The organism is Streptomyces sp. NPDC059897, assembly GCF_042730865.1.
In the GTDB taxonomy this organism is placed as follows: domain Bacteria; phylum Actinomycetota; class Actinomycetes; order Streptomycetales; family Streptomycetaceae; genus Streptomyces.
In genome coordinates this window covers 1-17,808 of record NZ_JBHWKQ010000064.1, presented here as the reverse complement: position 1 = coordinate 17,808, position 17,808 = coordinate 1, and the positions used below count along the sequence as shown (strand labels likewise).

Sequence of the window (17,808 nt, the reverse complement as noted above, 5' to 3'; positions counted from 1 at the left end):
CTCGCTGTGATTCAGTGGCGTCGACACTGCTGATGAACGTGCTGCTGCACGTGCGAAGCGAACCGATCCGAATTCTGGAGTGCTGTCGAGGTCTCGGGGAGAACTGAGCATGGAGACCGAGTCGGAGCCGTACGTCCGTCTTGCGACCCTGCGTCAGCTGCACCAGGTGATGGCGGACATGAACACCGCCCGCAGTCTGGCCGACACCCTGCAGACCGTCGCGGACGGCGTCGTGAGCGGGCTCGGCTACGAGCTGGCGTGCGTGAACCTCGTACGTCCCGACGGTGACCTGGTCGTCGCCGCCTTCTCGGGCAATTCCGCGGCCGAGGCGCTGATCACCGGGCGCGTGGGCTCCCGCGACGCGTGGGACCGCCGCCTCGCCATGGGCAAGCAGTGGGGCGAGCTGCGCTTCATCCCGCACACCGAGGGCTGGGTGCTCGACGAGGACGACGTGCCGCAGTGGTTCACCGCGGGCCCGCCGCCCCGCTTCGAGGACGAGTGGCACCCCGCCGACCGGCTCTTCGCGCCGATGTACGCGACGGGGACCTCCGGCGGCGAACTGCTCGGCGTGATCTCCGTCGACCGCCCGCGCAACGGCCGCATCCCCGGCGCCTGGGGCCGCGAGGCCCTCCAGATGTACGCCTTCCAGGCCGCCATCGCGATCAGCAACGCACGGCTTCGGTCCAACATGCAGCGCGCCCTGGTCCGCCTGGAGCGCGAGCAGCAGGCGCTGCGGGCCAGCGAGGAAAGCTTCCGGCAGGCCTTCGAGTACGCGCCCTCCGGGATGGCCATCGCCGAGATGGGCGGCGACCAGCACGGCCGCATCCTGCGGACCAACGACGCGCTGTGCCGCCTGCTGGGCCGCCCGGCCTCCGCGATGCGCCGCTATTCGTTCTCCGACCTCGTGCACCCCGAGGACATCGGCACCCTGCTGCGCACCTCCGCCGAGGGCGGCCGCGCCGAGCTGCGCCTCGCGCGCCGGGACGGCACGTACGTCTGGGTGTCCCTGCGCAACTCCGTGGTCGCCGACGCCGCCGACGGGCCGCGCTTCCTGCTCACCCACGTCGAGGACATCGAGGAGCGCAAGCGCCGCGAGCTGCACCTCGCCCACCGCGCCTCGCACGACTCGCTCACCGGCCTGCCGAACTCGGCGGAGCTGCGCGCCCGCCTGTCCGCCCGGCTGTGCCGCCGCCCCCAGGAGCCGGGCCCCAGCGCCATCGACTCCCTCGACGCGGCCTACGGCGACCACCGCGGCGCGGACGCGAACGGGATCGGCTTCGACTTCGGCGCCCCCGTCCCGCACCAGTCGAACCTCTACGAGGGCTTCGACGGCTTCGACCACCATGTGCACGTCGCCGCGCCCGAGCACGACGAGTCCTCCGGCGCCGACAACGGCACGAAGGGCCTCGCCGTCCTCTTCTGCGACCTCGACGGCTTCAAGTCGATCAACGACCGGTTCGGTCACAACGCGGGCGACGCCGTCCTCATCGAGGTCGCCCGCCGCCTGACCAGCGTCGTACGGGACGGGGACACGGTCGCCCGGCTCGGCGGTGACGAGTTCGTGGTGCTCGCCGACGGGCTCGGCCGCGAGGACGCCCAGGACCTCGCCGTCAGGTTGCGGAACGCCATCATTCCGCCGATTCGGGTGGACGGCCGCGCGGTCCGGGTAGGGGCCAGTTTCGGCATCGGCTGGGCCCACTGCGGCATGACGGCGGAGGAAGTGCTGCAATCCGCTGACCAGCGCATGTACGTAGAGAAAAGATCACGTAGTAAGCAGCACAGGCGGGCCGGATAGCCCCTACATTGGGCGCGGTTCCGCGGTCCCGGTGAGGTCAAGGCCACGCCGTGGGGTCACTCGCAGCGGGTACCCTCGCCGAGGTAAGCAACGTGTAGGGAGTGATCTGGGATGGCGCCCGGCAACAACAGCGGGAGCACCACGCCCGAGGACGACGATCCGTTCGGCTATCTGTACGCCGACGGGCAGGCGGCCGGGGCGACCCCGCCCGAGGGCGCGGGCGGTGGCTACGGCTACCCGAGCCCGCGGTCCTCCTACCGGGCCAATCAGATCCGTACGGTCGGTGAGCGCCAGTACGGGCAGACCCAGCCGACCCAGGCGTACCAGCAGCCGAACGCGCACTACCAGGCCCCCGAGACGGTGCCCGGCGGCGGCGTTCCCAGCCAGCCGGGTCCGCCGACGGCGCCCATGCGCGGCGGTGGCCGCGGTCGTGGTCCGAACACGAAGGCGCTGCTGATCGGTGCGGTCGCCGTGGTCGCGGCCGTCGTCATCGGCATCGGCGTCGCCATGCTGAGCAACGACTCGGAGGACGACAAGGGCGAGGCCGGCGGCAAGCCGTCCGGCGGTTCGGAGTCGGTGCAGCCGAGCGAGAAGCCCTCGAAGTCGGCGTCCGCGAAGCCGGTCGACCTGCCGAAGACCGACGCGAAGACCCTGAAGCTGGCGGGCGGCACGTCCACCGCCTCCGACGTGCAGGGCGCGAAGGCCGACGGCGGGGTGTACGTCGCCGGGTTCAACAAGGTGGGCGCGAGCCTGACCTGGACCGTCAGCGACATCCCGAAGGACGGCGCGTACAAGCTGCACGTCGACTACGGGGTGCCCGGCAAGGACTCCGACGCCACGATCGACGTCAACGGCAAGAAGCAGTCCCGCCCGCTGAACATGACGAACTTCGCCGGCGCCAAGGAAGGCGACTGGGCGAAGGGCTGGACGAACACGTGGGCCATCGTCCAGCTCACCAAGGGGACCAACGCGATCACGGTCTCCTGTGAGCAGGGCAACAAGTGCGACGCCAATTTTGACCGGATGTGGCTGACGCAGGGCTGAGCGGATCAAGCCCCGCCGGCGATTGAGGCGCGGGGTATGGGGCAGAGCCCCAAGCCCAGCCACGGCCACCCGGCGAGCGCCCCGGGGCTCTGCCCCGGACCCCGCTGCTCAATCGCCGCAGGGGCTTAATTGGTCAAGCTGCGCCGACCTGTTCCGCCACCGCTACCCGGCCCACCAGGTCCTCGTACGTCGCCGAATCGAACTCGCCGGCCACGGGTGCCACCACCGTCGCCGCGGACAGCGCCACCGCGCGGGCGAGGCGCTGGGGCCACGGCAGGTGGTCCGCCTGGCCGGACAGCAGGCCGGCCACCGCCGAGTCGCCCGCGCCCGTCGGGTTGCCGCGCAGGCGTCCGGGCGCCGGGGCCCGCCACTCGCCGTCCGGAGTGAGGGCGCACAACCCCTCCGCGCCGAGCGAGGCCACGACCGCGTGCGCGCCGCGCCGACGCGTGTCCTTCATGGCCTGCAACGGCTCGTGCTGTCCTGTGAGTTCGGCCAGTTCGTCCGCGTTCGGCTTCACCAGGTCGGGGCGGGCCGCGACGCCGCGCCGCAGCGGTTCGCCGCTGGTGTCGAGGAGCACGGGCACCGAGGCGGCCCGCGCGGCCCGTACGAGCGTCGCGTAGGCGCCGACCGGGACGCCCGGCGGCAGGCTGCCGCACAGCGCCACCGCGGACGCCGAGCGCAGCAGATCCGCGTACGCCTCCTGGAAGGCCGCCCACTCGGCGGGCGTGATCGTCGGCCCCGGCTCGTTGAGCTGCGTCGTGTCGCCGCTCGACGCGTCGACGACGGCGATCGTGCGGCGGGTCGCGCCGGAGACGGGCACCAGGGCGTCCGCGACGCCCGGGGTGCCGAGCAGCTGGTCCTGGAGCGTGCGGCCCGTGGCGCCGCCCACGAATCCCGTCACGGTCACCTCGTGACCGAGCGCGGCCAGCACCCGCGCCACGTTCAGCCCCTTGCCGCCGGGCCGCTCGGTGACCTCGGTGACGCGGTGCGACGCGTGCGGGCGCAGGGACCGCACCCGGTACGTGATGTCGAGTGCGGTGTTCAGCGTGACCGTGAGGATCACAGGACCCCACCCCCCTTGCGTACTTCCAGTAACGGGGCCTGATCATGCCAAAGTCAAGGCGGTTGGCCCAGACCGCGGACCAACCGCCGCATACCGTCCGGGAGTTACGGCTCGATCAGCCACTCGCCCTTGCGCAGTACGCCCTTGACCTCGAACTCCGCGTCCAGGACCACGAGGTCGGCGTCCTTGCCGGGCTCCAGCGAGCCCACCTTGTCGTAGAGGCCGAGGAGCCTCGCCGGGTTGGCGGAGATGGCGCGGACCACGTCCTCGACGGGCAGCTTGTCGATGGTCACGGCCCGCTTGAACGCCCGGTCGAGGGTGAGCGTCGAGCCCGCGATGGAGCCGCCCTCCACGAGCCGCGCCACGCTGTCCTTCACCTCGACCTCCAGCGGGCCGAGCATGTAGCGCCCGTCGCCGAACCCGGCCGCGTCCATCGCGTCGGTGATGAACGCGACCCGCTCCGCGCCCTTGTGATGGAACGCCAGTTCCAGGGCGGCCGGGTGCAGATGCGTGCCGTCGTTGATCAGCTCGACGGTGATCCGGTCGTCCTCCAGGAGCGCCGCGATCGGCCCCGGCTCGCGGTGGCCGAGGCCCGGCATCGCGTTGAACAGGTGCGTGGCGACCGTGGCGCCCGCGTCGATGGCCTCGACCGTCTGCTCGTACGTGGCGTCGGTGTGGCCGATCGCGGCGATCACGCCGTGCTCGGCGAGGAGGCGTACGGAGTCGATGCCGCCGGGCAGTTCGGTGGCGAGGGTGACCATCTTCGCCTGGCCGCGGGCGGCGTCGAGCAGCTTGCGGACCTCGGCCGGGTCGGGGTCGCGCAGCAGCGTCTCGTCGTGGGCGCCCTTGCGGCACGGGGAGATGAACGGGCCCTCGAAGTGGATGCCCGCGATCTCGCCGTGCTCGGCCAGCTCGGAGAGCAGCCCCGCGCGCTGCACGAGGAAGGACATGTCGCTGGTGACGAGGGACGGCACGATGGTGGTCGTGCCGTGCTGCTGGTGCGTGCGCACGCCCGTGAGGACCTCGTCGATGGCGCCGGAGGTGAAGGACGCGCCGCCGCCGCCGTGGTTGTGCATGTCGACGAAGCCGGGCACCACCCAGTGGCCGCTCAGGTCGACCGTCGCGGCGCCCTCAGGGGCGGAACCGGCGATCTTCGTGCCGTCGACGATGACGCGGCCGTCGGTGACGGTCCCGGTGGGCAGCACCACCTTGGCGCCGGTGAGCACCTTTGCTTCTGCCATCAGGCGGTTACCTCCGTGTTGTCATCGGTGTCGTCGGTGTCGTCGGTTTCATCGTTCTCACCGGCGAGCAGGTCCCAGGCGAGCAGTCCCGCGCCCAGGCACCCGGCGCTGTCCCCGAGGACGGCCGGGACGATCGTGGGGAGCGCCTGGAAGGTGACGCGCTCCGCGACGGCCGCGCGCAGGGGTGTGAACAAGGTTTCCCCGGCCTCGGCGAGCCCGCCACCGATGATGAGCGTGCGGGGGTCCAGGAGAGTGAGCGCGAGCACGAGGCCGTCGGCGAGCGCGTCCACCGCGTCCTGCCAGACCCGGGCCGCCTTCGGGTCGCCCGCGTCGACGGCCTTCGCGCAGTCCGCCGCGGTCGCCTTCTCCTCGCCGCTCGCCTCCTGCCAGGCCAGGGTGACCGCGGAGGCGGAGGCGTACCGCTCCAGGCAGCCGCGCTGACCGCAGCCGCAGGACACGCCGCCGGGGCGCACGACCACATGGCCGATCTCGCCCGCGGAGCCGTGCGCGCCGGGTTCGATGCGGCCGTCGATGCCGATGGCGCCCGCGATCCCGGTGCCGAGCGGCATGAACAGGAACCGGTCGGCGTCCTTGCCCGCGCCGAGCCGCCCCTCGCCGAGCCCGCCGGTGCGCACGTCGTGGCCGAGGGCCACGGGGATGCCGCCGAGCTGCTCGCTGAGCAGCGACCGCATGGGGACGTCGCGCCAGCCCAGGTTGGCGGCGAAGAGGGCCAGCCCGGCCTTCTCGTCCACGACGCCGGGCACCGCGACGCCCGCGGCGCGGGCGGGCTCGCCGAGGTGCTTCTCGCCGTACGCGCGCAGTTCGGCGGCGAAGTCGAGGATCGACTCCACGACCGCGTCGGCGCCGCGCTCGCGCTGCGTGGCCCGGCGTGCCTGGTGCAGCAGCTTGCCGTCGGCCCCGACCAGGGCGGCCTTCATCCCGGTGCCGCCCACGTCCAGGGCGATGACATGTTTCACGGGGGACAGTCTCGCGCGTCCACCCTTGAGAGGTCTAGTCCAGTGCCCCTCGTTTCCGGTCTGGCACCCACGTGGTGTAGACCTTCCAGGTGACCATGGGACAGGCCTGTGGCGTGAAGGACAAGGGTGGAGTGCGGCAGTGCGCAAGGGGAGGACGACTCTGACCGTGGCGGCCGCGCTCGGGGTGGTGGCCGCGTCGTCGCTGCTCACCGCCTGTGGGAGCGGCGACTCCGACGACGCCGTCACGCTGAAGCTGGTCGCGGCCGACTACGGCGACTCCAAGGCGAACAGCTCCCAGAAGTACTGGGACGACGTCGCCGCCGGGTTCCAGAAGGAACACCCGAACATCAAGGTCGACGTCGACGTCTACACCTGGGACGTCGTCGACAAGAAGGTCAAGGACATGGTCGCCGCGGGCAACGCGCCCGACATGGCGCAGATCGGCGCGTACGCCGACTACGCCGCGGCGGACAAGCTCTACCCCGTCGACAAGCTGCTCTCCGTGCCGGTGCAGGCCGACTTCGTCGGCCAGATGAGCCAGGCGGGCGAGATCAAGGGCGCGCAGTACGGCATGCCGTTCGCCGCCTCCACCCGCCGCCTCTTCTACAACAAGAAGCTCTTCACCGAGGCCGGCATCACGCCGCCGAAGACCTGGGCCGACCTCGTCTCCGACGCCAAGGCGCTCAAGGCGCAGGGCGTGCGCTACCCCTTCGCGCTGCCGCTCGGCACCGAAGAGGCGCAGGCCGAGACGCTGATCTGGATGCTCAGCAACGGCGGCGGCTACACCGACAACGTCGGCTCCTACGCCCTCGACGACAAGAAGAACGTCGAGGCGCTGTCCTGGCTCAAGAACAGCCTCGTCACCAAGGGCCTCACCGGCCCCACCGAGCCCGGCGAGCTCAACCGCACGCCCGCCTTCCAGGCCTTCGCCAAGGGGCAGGTCGGCATGCTGTCCGGCCACCCCACGCTGATGAACATGGCGAAGGCGAAGGGCGTCGACTACGGCGACGTGGCGATCCCGGGCCCCGACGGCACGCCCAGGTCCACGATGGGCGTCACCGACTGGATGATGGCGTTCAAGCAGGGCGGCCACCCCAAGGAGACCGGGGCGTTCCTCGACTACGCCTACAACAAGAAGAACGTCCTCGACTTCTCCCGCAAGTACACCGTCGCGCCGGTCACGGTCTCCGCGTCGAACGCGATGACGTCCTCGGCGAAGGACAAGGCCCTGCGCCCGTTCATCGACGAACTCGCGGGCGCCACGTACTACCCGGCCAACAAGACGTCCTGGCCAGAGGTCAGCGCCGAGATCAAGAAGCAGATCGGCTCCACCGTCACGCCGCAGGGCAGCGCGGCGGGCACCCTCGGCGCGATCCAGAACGACGCGGCGGCCGCGGAGTCCGCGGAGTAGCGTGGCGGACATGGAGCCCCTTGGTGACCGCGAGCGCGCGGTGCTCACGTTCGAGGGCCGCGGGTGGCCCTCGCCGGGCGCCAAGGAGCGGGCGATCCGCGAGGAACTCGACCTGGCGCCGGTCCGCTACTTCCAACTGCTGAACGCGCTCCTGGACGACCCACGGGCCCTGGAGTTCGCTCCGGTGACGGTGAACCGCCTGCGGCGCGTCCGCGAGGCGCGGCGCGCGGAACGCTGACCATCGGTGCCGCAAATCAAGCCCCGCCGGCGATTGAGGCGGGGGGTCCGGGGCAGAGCCCCGGGAGCGCAACCCCGGCTATCGTCGACGGCATGGCCAGCCATGAGTACGCCCCACGGACGACCGCAGGACGCGAGGGCCTGGACGCCCTCCTGGCCCACCCCCGGAGGGGAGTCGTCGCCATCGACTTCGACGGCACCCTCGCCCCCATCGTCCCCGACCCCGACCAGGCCCGCGCCCACCCGGCCGCCGTCCCGGCCCTCGCCGCGCTGGCCCCCAAGGTCGCCTCCGTCGCGGTCATCACCGGCCGCCCGGCCTCCGTCGCCGTGCGCCACGGCGGCTTCGCCGGTGTGCCCGGCCTGGAGCACCTCGTCGTCCTCGGGCACTACGGCGCCGAACGCTGGGACGCCGTCACCGGCACGGTCAGCGACCCCGCCCCGCACCCGGGCGTGGCCACCGTGCGTTCCGAACTGCCCGGCGTACTCGGCGAGTTGGGCCTGTGGCACGACACGTACATCGAGGAGAAGGGCCGCGCCGTCGCGGTCCACACGCGCCGCGCCCGCGACCCGCAGGCCGCCTTCGAGGCGCTGCGCGAACCCCTGTCGGAGCTCGCCGCCCGGCACGGCCTGATCGTGGAGCCCGGCCGCCTCGTCCTGGAGCTGCGCCCGCCCGGCGTCGACAAGGGCGTCGCGCTCGCCGAGTACGTACGGGAGGTGGGCGCCGAGTCCGTCCTCTACGCGGGCGACGACCTCGGCGACCTCCCGGCCTTCGCGGCGGTGGAGAAGCTGCGCTCCGACGGCGTGCCGGGCCTCCTGGTGGCGGCGGACACGGTCGTGCCCGAACTCGCCGAACGGGCCGACCTGTTGGTGGAGGGCCCCGCCGAGCTGGCCGGCTTCCTGTCAGCCCTGGCGCAGCGCCTCTAGCTGGTCGAGGAACCACGGACCCGGCGGCAGAGCCGTCGCCGCCGCCGCGAGCCGCTTCGTGCGCTCCGCCCGCTCGTCCGCCGGCATGGCGAGCGCCTCCGCGAGGGCCCGCGAAGTCCCGCTCACGTCATAGGGGTTGACGGTCAGCGCGTCCTCGGCCAGCTCCTCGTACGCCCCGGCCTCCCGCGAGAGCACCAGCACGCACCCGTCGTCGGAGACGACCGGCACCTCCTTGGCGACCAGGTTCATGCCGTCCCTGATCGGGTTCACCAGGGTCACGTCGGCGATCCGGTACGCGGCGAGCGAGCGCGCGAAGTCGTCCTTCACATGGAGCACCACCGGCGTCCAACCCTCCGTACCGAAACGGGAGTTGATGGCCTCGGCGACCCGCGCCACCTCGTCCGTGTAGTCCCGGTACACGGCCAGGTCCTGCCGCGACGGGTACGCGAACGCGACGTGCACGACCCGCTCCCGCCACTCGGGCCGCTCCTCCAGGAGCAGCTCGTAGGCCTGGAGCCCCCGCACGATGTTCTTCGACAGCTCGGTGCGGTCGACCCGGACGATCACCTTCCGCGAACCGTCCCCGCCGATCTGCGCACGCAGCGCCGTCAGCCGCTCCTCCACGTCGTCCCGGTGCGCCCGCTCGCGCAGGAAGTCCGCGTCTGCGCCGAGCCCGTGCACCCCGATCCGGGTCCCGGACGTGCCGCCCACGAGATGCGTACAGCAGTCGGTGAAGGCGTCCGCCCAGCGCCGGGTCAGGAACGCACAGCGGTCGGCACCGAGCATGCCCTTGAGCACCTGCTCGGCGATGTCGTCGGGCAGCATCCGGAAGTAGTCGACGGGCGCCCACGGCGTGTGCGAGAAGTGGCCGATGCGCAGGTCCCCGCGGAGTTCGCGGAGCATGCCCGGCACCAGCGTCAGGTGGTAGTCCTGCACGACGACCGTCGCGCCCGGCGCCGCCTCCTCGGCGAGCGCCTCGGCGAAGGCCCGGTTGTACGCCTCGTAGGACGCCCACTGCCTGCGGAACTCCGGGCCGAAGGCCGGCTCCAGAGGCGTCTGGTACAGCATGTGGTGCACGAACCACAGCACCGAGTTCGCGATCCCGTTGTACGCGTCCGTGTGCACCTCGGCGTCGATGTCCAGCATCCGTACGCCGGGCTCGGTGACCCCGCGGCGCACCGCCTCCCGGTCGCCCTCGCCGAGCGCCGAGCACACCCACAGTTTGTCCTCGACGACGCTCAGCGCCGACACCAGACCGCCCCCGCCGCGCTTGGCCCCGATGCCTCCCGCGTCGTCGAGGACGTACGAGACCGGGCCGCGGTTGGACGCGACGAGAACCTCAGCAGCACCATGCGTCGTGGAACTCATACGGGCACGCTAGCCCGGCCCGGAAACGTTCAAACGTAAGGCCGGGCCCCGTCGGGGGCCCGGCCGTATACGAGAGCGGTGCTCGGGTCAGTCCTTGCGGCCGCGGACCGCGGCGAGGATCAGCGCGCCGAGCCCGCACAGGGCGACGGCGAGCCCGCCGTACAGCGGCAGGTGCGAGTCGGTGCCGGTCTCGGCCATCTCGCCGGAGCTCGGCGGGTTCGGGGGAGTCGGCGGGTTCGGCGGGGTGGGCCGAGCCTGCGGGCTCTGGCTGCTCGCCGACGGGGTCGGCGTCGGCTCATGCGTCTGCTCACCCGGCTGCTTCGTCGGAGTCGGCGTGGGCGTGGGTGTGGGCGTCGGGCTGGTCGGCGAGGGCGCCGGCTCCTCCCGCTCGATGACGGGCGCGATACCGCACCGCGCGTCCGTGGAGCCCTCCTCGCAGTTGGTGCGCGGAGTGTCGGCGGTGACGCTGTTCGTGAGCTTGCCGTCGCCGCTCACCGGGTCGTCGACCTTCACCGAGTAGGTGACGGTCGCGGTCTCGCCCGCCGGGATGTCACCGGTGAAGTTGATCTTCGGCTCGGTGTAGGAGACGTCGCCGATGCTCGCCTTCGCGTCGTGGTTGTACGTCGCGTCGTCGAGGTTCGCGGTGAGGTCGTCGGTGAACTTGGCGTGGGGGTACGGCAGCCGGCTGACGTTCTTCGCCTTCACCGTGTACGTCACCGTGTCGCCGGGCTCCACTTTCGCCGGGCTCGCCGTCTTGGAGATCTCCAGGTCCGGCACCGGGACGGACAGGGCGAGCGCCGAGGGGACGTACGTGTCGCCCTTGGTCGAGAAGCCGAGCGTCGTGGAGGTCGACCCGACCGGGATCGGCTCGGCCCCGGCGGCCCGCGCGGAGCCGCCGCCCGTGACGTCGAACTCCTTCGCGTCGATGCTCAGGTTGTTGATCATCTTCGGGTCGAGGGCGCCGTCGTCCTCGGAGATGAAGAAGTTGTTGGTGTTGCCGGTGTGCTTCTCGGCGATGTTCTTGCCGCCGACGGCGAACTTGTCGCCCGGCGTGTTCCAGTCGCCCTCGTACGCGGTGACGCTCGCGTGCGGGGTGCCCGAGGTCCGGTAGAAGCCGTCGACGGTGACCCGGGTGGCCGGGGAGGTGGAGCGCTGCAGGACGTGGCCGCCGTAGATGTAGACGTTGCGGCGGTCCGGAGCGTAGGTCTCGTTCGGGGCGTCGTACTTGTAGACGACGGTCATCGACCAGCCGGCCACGCAGCCCTTGCCCGAGGGCGCCCAGATGTCGCCGACCGAGACCGGGACCGGGGCGCCGGTGCCGGTGACCCCGCTGAACAGGCTCGTCACGTCGGCCTCGCCCGTGTAGTAGTGCGGGCCGTTGGTGGAGGCGGGGTCCCTGACCAGGTTCTCGGGGGAGACCTTGGCCGGGGCCGTGCCGTTCACGCCGACCGCGGGCGCCGCGTCCATCGGGTCGCCGGGCGAGGGGTCCACGTCGGCGCCGGAGATGTCGCAGCGCTTCATCTGAGCCCCGCTCGGGCCCTTGTACGTGCCGTCGTTGCCGCCGTAGAAGAGGCGGGCGTGGGCGACCTCGGCGCCGGGCGGGATGGTGACCCGGCCGGTGCTGGAGCCGTAGCCGTCCGTCGTGCCCGCGGTGTTGATCCGCCGCATGTCGAACGTGTTGTTGTTGTCCGTGCCCTCGCCGTTCGCGGCGACGGCGCAGCGCGCGGCCATGGCGGCGTCGTCCGTCGGGCAGCCCATGACCGTGTTGCCGATGGTCTTGAAGTCGCCGTAGATCGATTCGTCGTAGCGCTTGGCGAAGGGGGAGACCACATCCGCGGAGGCGGGGCCCGGTGCCAGTCCCGCCATGCAGGCGGCAAGGGCGGTCGCGACGGCGCAGGCCGCCTTGCCCTGAAGATGTCTAAGCAACATAAAGGGCAATTTAGGCAAAACATACGATCATTCCGCGCTTATGCCACGCGACGCTCCGCGTACTCACCGATTTCGATCATCGGCTGGCGTTCCTCCGTGTCCACCGGGTGGGTGTGCGGCTCGAAGCCGTCCTCGCCGCGCTCGAACTGCGTGAGCACCGGCCTCACAAGGTGCCCGCGCGCGAGGCGCAGCTGGGCGGTGCGGTAGATCGCCGCCGCCATCCGGCCGAGCGCCTGCCCGTCCTGGTGCCGGTGCTTGCGCACACCGACGTCGACCTGGGCGAGCGCGTCGAGGCCCACGGTGTGCAGCGCGTCCACGAGCAGACCGAGCTCCACGCCGTACCCGACGGGGAACGGCAGCCGTTCGAGCAGCGAGCGCCGGGCCGCGTACTCGCCGCCCAACGGCTGCACGAATCCGGCCAGTTGGGGCCAGTGCAGATTGAGGATCGGCCGCGCCATCAGCTCCGTCACCCGGCCGCCCTGGCCGGCCGCCCCGGCCAGCGGGCGGTCGTACATCGCCTTCACGAAGTGCACGCCCGGCTCGGTGAGCAGCGGTCCCACGATCCCGGAGACGAAGTCCGCGGAGAACTCCTTCAGATCGGCGTCGACGAAGCACACGATGTCACCGGAAGTGACGAACAGGGAGCGCCACAGCACCTCGCCCTTGCCGGCCCTGACCGGAACCCGCGGCAGGATCGTGTCCCGGTGCTCGACGCGCGCCCCGGCCGCCGCCGCGACCTCGGAGGTGCGGTCGGTGGAACCGGAGTCGATCACGACGAGCTCGTCGACGAGCGGCACCGCGTCCGTCATCAGCGTCCGCCGGATCTCGGAGACGATCTCGCCGACCGTCTCCTCCTCGTTCAGCGCGGGCAGTACGACACTCACCGTCTGACCCGAGGCGTGCTTGGCCGCGACCAACCGGTGCAGCGGATGGTCCGCCACGGACCAGGAGCGCCTGTTCAGCCAGCGCTCGACCTCTTCCAGCACGGTCTGGGTTCCTTCCCTCAGGATCGACATGTGATCCATCTCGCGGTTCGGACGACTATCTCAAGGGTCCGGGCCTTCGGTTACAGTCTTGAACAAGGCCGGTGACCATCGCATGTCGGGGGTCGCCTGCCGTACACAACTGAATCCACACAATCGAATACCGCTCATCCAGAGGGGCAGAGGGATACGGCCCGTTGAAGCCCCGGCAACCCTCCAGCCGGTCTCGTCCGCACATCGCAGTGCGCCCGCGAGGCTCCCGGCTAGTGAAGGTGCCAAATCCGTCTCGTGGCGAGATGCGTCGCGAGGAAGATGAGGAGAAAGGGCCTCGCCTCTCATGGCTGTACAGACTGTCGCCACCGAAACCGCCGTCGCCGTCGACCTGGGTCCGGCCTCCGGCCTCTCCTGCCGCGAGTGCGGCGCCGTCGTCCCGCTCGGCCCCGTCTTCGCCTGCGCCGAGTGTTTCGGTCCCCTCGAAGTCGCATACGACCTGCCCGTCGGTGACCCCGAGGCCCTGCGCAAGCAGATCGAGGCAGGCCCCGCCAACATCTGGCGCTACGCCCCGCTGCTGCCCGTCCCGGCCGACGTCGCCGAGAAGCCGAACCTGAACCCGGGCTGGACCAAGCTCGTCAAGGCCGACAACCTCGGCCGCGAACTGGGCGTCGCCGAGGGCAAGTTGTTCGTCAAGGACGACTCCGGCAACCCGACGCACTCCTTCAAGGACCGCGTCGTCGCGCAGGCCATCGAGGCCGCCCGCGCCTTCGGCTTCACCACGCTCTCCTGCTCCTCCACCGGCAACCTGGCCGGCGCCGTCGGCGCCGCCGCCGCCCGCGCCGGCTTCCGGTCCTGCGTGTTCATCCCGCACGACCTGGAGCAGGGCAAGGTCGTCATGGCCGGTGTCTACGGCGGTGACCTCGTCGCCATCGAGGGCAACTACGACGACGTGAACCGCTTCTGCTCCGAGCTCATCGGCGACCCGCTGGGCGAGGGCTGGGGCTTCGTCAACGTCAACCTCCGCCCGTACTACGGCGAGGGTTCAAAGACGCTCGCGTACGAGATCTGCGAGCAGCTGGGCTGGGTCCTGCCCGACCAGCTGGTCATCCCGATCGCGTCCGGCTCGCAGTTCACGAAGATCGACAAGGGCCTGAAGGAGCTGATCAAGCTCGGCCTCGTCGAGGACAAGCCCTACAAGCTCTTCGGCGCCCAGGCCGAGGGCTGCTCCCCGGTCTCCGTCGCCTACAAGGGCGGCCACGACGTGGTCCGCCCGCAGAAGCCGACCACCATCGCCAAGTCCCTCGCCATCGGCAACCCCGCCGACGGCCCCTACGTCCTCGACATCGCGCGCCGCACCGGCGGCGCCGTGGAGGACGTGAACGACGAGCAGGTCGTCGACGCGATCAAGCTGCTCGCGCGCACGGAGGGCATCTTCGCCGAGACGGCGGGCGGCGTCACGCTGGGTGTCACCAAGAAGCTCATCGAGGCGGGCCAGATCGACCCGTCGCTCACCACCGTCGTCCTGAACACCGGTGACGGGCTCAAGACGCTCGACGCGGTCGCCGAGTCCTCGCAGGCCACCGCGACGATCCGGCCGAGCCTGGACGCGTTCCGCGAGGCCGGCCTCGCCGCCGACCTCTGAGCCCAGCCGATCACCCGGCCCAGCCGACCGCTGAGCCAACCGAACTTGTAGCACCGGGAGTTACCGCATGAGCGTCAACGTTCGCATCCCCACCATCCTGCGCACCTACACCGGCGGGCAGTCCGAGGTCGCCGCCGAGGGCGCCACCCTCGCCGACGTCATCGCCGACCTCGAGAAGAACCACACCGGCATCGCCGCCCGCGTCCTCGACGACCAGGGCAAGCTGCGCCGCTTCGTGAACGTCTACGTGAACGACGACGACGTCCGCTTCGAGCAGGGCCTTCAGACGGCGACGCCGGACGGTGCCGGGGTCTCGATCATTCCCGCCGTCGCCGGCGGCTGATCTTTTGTAGGTCTACCCAGAGTTATCCGAATTGCCCCCTCCGCGAGAGAAGCGGAGGGGGCAATTCTGCATGGTTGAGCGCGGTACAGTTGGGGAAGCTGCTGCGTTTCCGCGAGCGGTGCATGACGGGCGCATATGAGTTCTCGCCCGCCGCCCGACAAGAAGTAGCCAAAGTGCCCGGCCCTTTCGGGCCTTTTACGGCATTTACGCGGCCCGGCTTGCCCCGGGATCCGGTGAGTTGGCCCGGTTTCCCCGATCTGGCGTGCCCAGAATTCTCGTCCGACTGACCTGTTGCAGACGGCAGTTGGGCAGATACATTCAGCCGCGGTCGACGCGTTCCGGCGCACACCCCCATATCCCATGGGGCGTGAGGTCTGACCCGGGTCCGCGAAGTGCGGTCCTGCGCAAGGGCCAGTAATAGGGGAGTTAGGCATGGCTCAGGGCACCGTCAAGTGGTTCAACGCGGAGAAGGGGTACGGCTTCATCGCGGTCGACGGTGGTGCGGATGTTTTCGTCCACTACAGCGCGATTCAGATGGACGGCTACCGCACCCTCGAGGAGGGGCAGCGGGTCGAGTTCGAGATCTCGCAGGGCCAGAAGGGGCCGCAGGCGGACATGGTCCGTGTGGCCGCCGGCTGATACAACGCGCGCGTCAGACTGCAAGCTTGTACGTCGCACGTCATGGAGGGCTCGTCTCCCGGGTAACCGGGGGCGGGCCCTTCGTGCTGCCTGCACCTTTGGCGGACGGCCTTGCGCCCGCCCGTCGCCCGACCACCACCCCTCAACGATCCCGCTTCGCGGGAGCACCTTGCACTCTCCAGGGTCGAGTGCTAATCATTGGGCTTAGCACTCTCCGAGTGAGAGTGACAAAACTTGGATCGGGTCGGTGAGGTCCGGGGGCCGGGTGGTGCAAGGAGCCACAAGGCCTGCAGGCCGTCCGTCGCGGGCACCAGCACGGTCCTTTTGCGTTAGCCACCCCGTCCGGGAGGACCACTTCACATGGCCAAGATCATCGCGTTCGACGAGGAGGCACGGCGCGGCCTCGAGCGCGGCATGAACCAGCTCGCCGACGCCGTCAAGGTGACCCTGGGCCCCAAGGGTCGCAACGTCGTCCTCGAGAAGAAGTGGGGCGCCCCCACGATCACCAACGATGGTGTGTCCATCGCCAAGGAGATCGAGCTCGAGGACCCGTACGAGAAGATCGGCGCCGAGCTGGTCAAGGAGGTCGCGAAGAAGACGGACGACGTCGCCGGTGACGGCACGACGACCGCGACCGTCCTGGCCCAGGCGCTCGTTCGCGAAGGCCTTCGCAACGTAGCCGCCGGCGCCAACCCGATGGCCCTCAAGCGCGGCATCGAGCGCGCCACCGAGGCCGTCTCCGCCGCCCTCCTCGAGCAGGCCAAGGAGGTGGAGACCAAGGAGCAGATCGCCTCCACCGCCTCCATCTCGGCCGCCGACACCCAGATCGGCGAGCTCATCGCCGAGGCCATGGACAAGGTCGGCAAGGAAGGCGTCATCACGGTCGAGGAGTCCCAGACCTTCGGTCTGGAGCTCGAGCTCACCGAGGGCATGCGCTTCGACAAGGGCTACATCTCGGCGTACTTCGCCACCGACATGGAGCGTATGGAGGCCTCGCTCGAGGACCCGTACATCCTGATCGTCAACTCGAAGATCGGCAACGTGAAGGACCTCCTTCCGCTGCTCGAGAAGGTCATGCAGTCCGGCAAGCCGCTGCTGATCATCGCCGAGGACGTCGAGGGCGAGGCCCTGTCGACCCTGGTCGTCAACAAGATCCGTGGCACCTTCAAGTCCGTCGCCGTCAAGGCCCCGGGCTTCGGTGACCGCCGCAAGGCCATGCTCGGCGACATCGCCATCCTCACGGGCGGCACGGTCATCTCCGAGGAGGTCGGCCTCAAGCTCGAGAACGCCGGTCTCGACCTGCTCGGCCGCGCCCGCAAGGTCGTCATCACCAAGGACGAGACGACGATCGTCGACGGCTCCGGTGAGAGCGACCAGGTCCAGGGTCGCGTCAACCAGATCCGTGCCGAGATCGAGAACAGCGACTCGGACTACGACCGCGAGAAGCTCCAGGAGCGCCTCGCCAAGCTCGCCGGCGGCGTGGCCGTCATCAAGGCGGGCGCGGCCACCGAGGTCGAGCTCAAGGAGCGCAAGCACCGCATCGAGGACGCCGTTCGCAACGCGAAGGCGGCCGTCGAAGAGGGCATCGTCGCCGGTGGTGGCGTCGCTCTCCTCCAGGCCTCCGCGGTCTTCGACAAGCTGGAGCTCGAGGGTGACGAGGCGACCGGCGCCAACGCCGTGAAGCTCGCGCTCGAGGCCCCGCTCAAGCAGATCGCCGTCAACGGTGGTCTCGAGGGTGGCGTCGTCGTGGAGAAGGTGCGCAACCTGACCGTCGGTCACGGTCTGAACGCCGCGACGGGTGACTACGTCGACATGATCGCCGAGGGCATCATCGACCCGGCGAAGGTCACGCGCTCCGCGCTGCAGAACGCCGCGTCGATCGCCGCGCTGTTCCTGACGACCGAGGCCGTCATCGCCGACAAGCCGGAGAAGGCGGGCGCCGCTCCCGCCGGTGGCGGTATGCCGGGCGGTGACATGGACTTCTGAGCCGTCTCGGTTCAGCCCGTCCGTAACCCCGAGGGCGGCACCGTCTCTACGCGAGACGGTGCCGCCCTCGGGCGTTTTGTTGCGCCCGGCCGTGGCCGACGCCTGGGGGGGGGGGGGCCCCCCCCCCCGGGGGGGGGGGGGGGGGCGGGGGGGGGGGCGGCGGCGGGCCCCCGCACCACAAGAAGAGCCACGCCAACCGCCCCGCCCGCTGTAGGAAAGGCCCGCCCGGCGG

General features: G+C 70.7%; 15 protein-coding genes and 1 riboswitch. Of the genes, 9 read left to right on the top strand and 6 right to left on the bottom strand.

Translation table 11 applies throughout. The features are described 5' to 3' along the window. Window positions 1-109 precede the first annotated feature (109 nt). Together cdgB and ACFV9W_RS37230 are read left to right on the top strand one after the other, a co-directional pair. Window positions 110-1,795: a diguanylate cyclase CdgB gene (gene cdgB, locus ACFV9W_RS37235; RefSeq protein ID WP_385770186.1), complete on the top strand. Its 1,686-nt coding sequence runs from the start codon at window positions 110-112 to the stop codon at window positions 1,793-1,795. 111 nt (window positions 1,796-1,906) lie between these two features. Continuing rightward, window positions 1,907-2,839, top strand: a complete 933-nt coding sequence (locus ACFV9W_RS37230) for a carbohydrate-binding protein (protein WP_385770184.1) — start codon at window positions 1,907-1,909, stop codon at window positions 2,837-2,839. Window positions 2,840-2,972: 133 nt separating this feature from the next. On the opposite strand, the gene ACFV9W_RS37225 is transcribed toward ACFV9W_RS37230, so the two are convergent. The 3 genes from ACFV9W_RS37225 to ACFV9W_RS37215 all read right to left on the bottom strand — a co-directional run bounded on the left by ACFV9W_RS37225 (window position 2,973) and on the right by ACFV9W_RS37215 (window position 6,120). Further along, the gene (locus ACFV9W_RS37225; protein ID WP_385770182.1) at window positions 2,973-3,902 is read right to left on the bottom strand and encodes a 1-phosphofructokinase family hexose kinase; all 930 of its coding nucleotides are present in this window, start codon (window positions 3,900-3,902) and stop codon (window positions 2,973-2,975) included. A gap of 104 nt (window positions 3,903-4,006) precedes the next feature. Further along, window positions 4,007-5,143, bottom strand: coding sequence for an N-acetylglucosamine-6-phosphate deacetylase (nagA, locus tag ACFV9W_RS37220; RefSeq protein WP_385770180.1), 1,137 nt, complete (start codon window positions 5,141-5,143; stop codon window positions 4,007-4,009). Next, the gene (locus tag ACFV9W_RS37215) at window positions 5,143-6,120 is read right to left on the bottom strand and encodes an ROK family protein (RefSeq protein ID WP_385770178.1); all 978 of its coding nucleotides are present in this window, start codon (window positions 6,118-6,120) and stop codon (window positions 5,143-5,145) included. The genes nagA and ACFV9W_RS37215 overlap by 1 nt, the downstream gene beginning before the upstream one ends. A 139-nt stretch (window positions 6,121-6,259) precedes the next feature. On the opposite strand from ACFV9W_RS37215, the gene ACFV9W_RS37210 reads away from it, so the two are divergent. The 3 genes from ACFV9W_RS37210 to otsB all read left to right on the top strand — a co-directional run bounded on the left by ACFV9W_RS37210 (window position 6,260) and on the right by otsB (window position 8,692). Further along, window positions 6,260-7,531 carry an ABC transporter substrate-binding protein gene (locus tag ACFV9W_RS37210; RefSeq protein ID WP_385770176.1) on the top strand — a complete coding sequence of 424 codons (1,272 nt, stop codon included), beginning with the start codon at window positions 6,260-6,262 and terminating at the stop codon, window positions 7,529-7,531. Between the two features lie 10 nt (window positions 7,532-7,541). Next, window positions 7,542-7,769 carry a DUF3263 domain-containing protein gene (locus tag ACFV9W_RS37205; RefSeq protein ID WP_385770174.1) on the top strand — a complete coding sequence of 76 codons (228 nt, stop codon included), beginning with the start codon at window positions 7,542-7,544 and terminating at the stop codon, window positions 7,767-7,769. A gap of 92 nt (window positions 7,770-7,861) precedes the next feature. Then, complete coding sequence (otsB, locus tag ACFV9W_RS37200) at window positions 7,862-8,692, top strand: trehalose-phosphatase (RefSeq protein ID WP_385770172.1); 831 nt, start codon at window positions 7,862-7,864, stop codon at window positions 8,690-8,692. Here the strand turns inward: otsB and ACFV9W_RS37195 are convergent. From ACFV9W_RS37195 to ACFV9W_RS37185, 3 genes are all read right to left on the bottom strand, one after another. Continuing rightward, complete coding sequence (locus ACFV9W_RS37195) at window positions 8,669-10,060, bottom strand: trehalose-6-phosphate synthase (RefSeq protein WP_385770170.1); 1,392 nt, start codon at window positions 10,058-10,060, stop codon at window positions 8,669-8,671. The two genes, otsB and ACFV9W_RS37195, sit on opposite strands and share 24 nt — an antisense overlap. An 87-nt stretch (window positions 10,061-10,147) precedes the next feature. After that, a complete protein-coding gene (locus tag ACFV9W_RS37190; protein WP_385770168.1) occupies window positions 10,148-11,989 on the bottom strand; it encodes a hypothetical protein in 1,842 nt (613 codons plus the stop codon). A 38-nt stretch (window positions 11,990-12,027) separates the two neighbouring features. Beyond that, window positions 12,028-12,975 carry a glucosyl-3-phosphoglycerate synthase gene (locus ACFV9W_RS37185; RefSeq protein WP_385770230.1) on the bottom strand — a complete coding sequence of 316 codons (948 nt, stop codon included), beginning with the start codon at window positions 12,973-12,975 and terminating at the stop codon, window positions 12,028-12,030. 161 nt (window positions 12,976-13,136) lie between these two features. Further along, a riboswitch (SAM riboswitch) is annotated at window positions 13,137-13,291 on the top strand. An 18-nt stretch (window positions 13,292-13,309) separates the two neighbouring features. Here ACFV9W_RS37185 and thrC point away from each other — a divergent pair. From thrC to groL, 4 genes are all read left to right on the top strand, one after another. After that, on the top strand, window positions 13,310-14,608 hold the full coding sequence (thrC, locus tag ACFV9W_RS37180) for a threonine synthase (RefSeq protein WP_385770166.1): 1,299 nt from the start codon (window positions 13,310-13,312) through the stop codon (window positions 14,606-14,608). Between the two features lie 67 nt (window positions 14,609-14,675). After that, window positions 14,676-14,951 carry a MoaD/ThiS family protein gene (locus ACFV9W_RS37175; RefSeq protein WP_385770164.1) on the top strand — a complete coding sequence of 92 codons (276 nt, stop codon included), beginning with the start codon at window positions 14,676-14,678 and terminating at the stop codon, window positions 14,949-14,951. A 432-nt stretch (window positions 14,952-15,383) separates the two neighbouring features. Next, window positions 15,384-15,590, top strand: a complete 207-nt coding sequence (locus ACFV9W_RS37170) for a cold-shock protein (RefSeq protein WP_030576453.1) — start codon at window positions 15,384-15,386, stop codon at window positions 15,588-15,590. A gap of 360 nt (window positions 15,591-15,950) precedes the next feature. Then, window positions 15,951-17,576 carry a chaperonin GroEL gene (gene groL, locus ACFV9W_RS37165; protein WP_385770162.1) on the top strand — a complete coding sequence of 542 codons (1,626 nt, stop codon included), beginning with the start codon at window positions 15,951-15,953 and terminating at the stop codon, window positions 17,574-17,576. Window positions 17,577-17,808 lie beyond the last annotated feature (232 nt).

Coding starts and splice junctions, on each gene's coding strand:
- nagA (WP_385770180.1), bottom strand. CDS start 5,143: ATGGCAGAAGCAAAGGTGCTCACCGGCGCCAAGGTGGTGCTGCCCACC.
- ACFV9W_RS37230 (WP_385770184.1), top strand. CDS start 1,907: ATGGCGCCCGGCAACAACAGCGGGAGCACCACGCCCGAGGACGACGAT.
- ACFV9W_RS37170 (WP_030576453.1), top strand. CDS start 15,384: ATGGCTCAGGGCACCGTCAAGTGGTTCAACGCGGAGAAGGGGTACGGC.
- ACFV9W_RS37205 (WP_385770174.1), top strand. CDS start 7,542: ATGGAGCCCCTTGGTGACCGCGAGCGCGCGGTGCTCACGTTCGAGGGC.
- ACFV9W_RS37190 (WP_385770168.1), bottom strand. CDS start 11,989: ATGTTGCTTAGACATCTTCAGGGCAAGGCGGCCTGCGCCGTCGCGACC.
- otsB (WP_385770172.1), top strand. CDS start 7,862: ATGGCCAGCCATGAGTACGCCCCACGGACGACCGCAGGACGCGAGGGC.
- groL (WP_385770162.1), top strand. CDS start 15,951: ATGGCCAAGATCATCGCGTTCGACGAGGAGGCACGGCGCGGCCTCGAG.
- ACFV9W_RS37195 (WP_385770170.1), bottom strand. CDS start 10,060: ATGAGTTCCACGACGCATGGTGCTGCTGAGGTTCTCGTCGCGTCCAAC.
- cdgB (WP_385770186.1), top strand. CDS start 110: ATGGAGACCGAGTCGGAGCCGTACGTCCGTCTTGCGACCCTGCGTCAG.
- ACFV9W_RS37175 (WP_385770164.1), top strand. CDS start 14,676: ATGAGCGTCAACGTTCGCATCCCCACCATCCTGCGCACCTACACCGGC.
- thrC (WP_385770166.1), top strand. CDS start 13,310: ATGGCTGTACAGACTGTCGCCACCGAAACCGCCGTCGCCGTCGACCTG.